Origin of the sequence: Nocardia sp. NPDC060220, assembly GCF_042727815.1 — a bacterium.
Taxonomy (GTDB): domain Bacteria; phylum Actinomycetota; class Actinomycetes; order Mycobacteriales; family Mycobacteriaceae; genus Nocardia.
The window spans coordinates 1-1,177 of sequence record NZ_JBHWZY010001341.1; the positions used below are offsets into that span (position 1 = coordinate 1).

Below are 1,177 nucleotides of genomic sequence, written 5' to 3' on the forward strand. Positions count from 1 at the left end.
CCTCACGCGAGTTCTTGACGGCGACAGCGATGTCACGCTGGTGCTGCACGCAGTTGCCGGTGACGCGGCGAGCGCGGATCTTGCCGCGATCGCTGACGTACTTACGCAGCAGCGTGGTGTCCTTGTAATCGATATTGACGATTCCGGACTTTGCTTCCTTGCAGAAAGCGCAGGCCTTCTTCTTCAGTACCTTTTCGCGCGCGGGCGCTTTAGGCATGGGTTTCTCTCCGTACTATGAGTGCCGTTCGATCAGAACGGCGGTTCGTCATCCATGCGGCCGCCGCCCCCGAAGGAGCCGGCCGCGGGCGCGCTACCCCACGGATCGTCCTCGCCACCGGCATTGCTGCCGCCGGCCGGACGTCCGCCGCCGTTGTTGGCGTTGTAGCCGCCTGCGCTAGATCCACCACCGGCATTACCGGAACCACCACCACTGAAGCCGCCACCGCCGCCTCCGCCACCGCGACCGGCCTTGGAGACCTTCGCCGTCGCGTAACGCAGCGAGGGACCGACTTCGTCGACCTCGAGCTCGACCACAGTGCGCTTCTCACCCTCGCGGGTTTCGTAGGAGCGCTGCTTGAGCCGACCACTCACGATGACGCGAGCGCCTCGGGTCAGACTTTCGGCGACGTTCTCCGCTGCTTCACGCCAGATGTTGCAGCGCAGGAACAGAGCCTCGCCGTCTTTCCATTCGTTCGAATTGCGATCGAACACACGGGGAGTCGACGCGACGGTGAAATTTGCCACCGCCGCACCTGCGGGCGTGAAACGAAGCTCCGGGTCTGCCGTCAAGTTTCCGATGACGGTAATGACCGTGTCGCCTGCCATGGGGGTTCCTCCTGCTCGGGGTGCAGTCCGCATCTCGGGGATTTGCGCTCGAGCCTAAAGCCAGGCTCTGACAAATTCGAGGGTGCGGACTACTTGTCGTTGCGCAGAACCTTGGTGCGCAGCACCGTCTCGTTCAGGCCCAGCTGGCGGTCGAGTTCGCTCACGGTGGCCGGGGTCGCGGTCAGGTTGACGATCGCGTAAATGCCTTCGGCCTGCTTGGCGATTTCGTAGGCGAGCCGGCGGCGGCCCCAGATGTCGACCTTGTCGACGTTGCCGCCCTCGGTCTTGACGACCGTGAGCAGGGTATCCAGGGACTGCCCGACGATGCGCTCGTCCAGGCTCGGGTCGAGGA

Annotated in this window: 3 protein-coding genes; all 3 read right to left on the bottom strand. The window is 64.1% G+C overall.

Translation table 11 applies throughout. The features are described 5' to 3' along the window. Nucleotides 1–217, bottom strand: a 217-nt coding sequence (rpsR, locus tag ACFWF3_RS36605) for a 30S ribosomal protein S18 (protein ID WP_379318802.1), incomplete at its 3' end; no start/stop codon positions are given. A gap of 32 nt (nt 218–249) precedes the next feature. Continuing rightward, nucleotides 250–825, bottom strand: coding sequence for a single-stranded DNA-binding protein (locus ACFWF3_RS36610; protein ID WP_056823931.1), 576 nt, complete (start codon nt 823–825; stop codon nt 250–252). 89 nt (nt 826–914) lie between these two features. Further along, nucleotides 915–1,177: 30S ribosomal protein S6 (rpsF, locus tag ACFWF3_RS36615; protein WP_379318804.1), on the bottom strand; the 263-nt coding region annotated here is incomplete at its 5' end.

Coding starts and splice junctions, on each gene's coding strand:
- ACFWF3_RS36610 (WP_056823931.1), bottom strand. CDS start 825: ATGGCAGGCGACACGGTCATTACCGTCATCGGAAACTTGACGGCAGAC.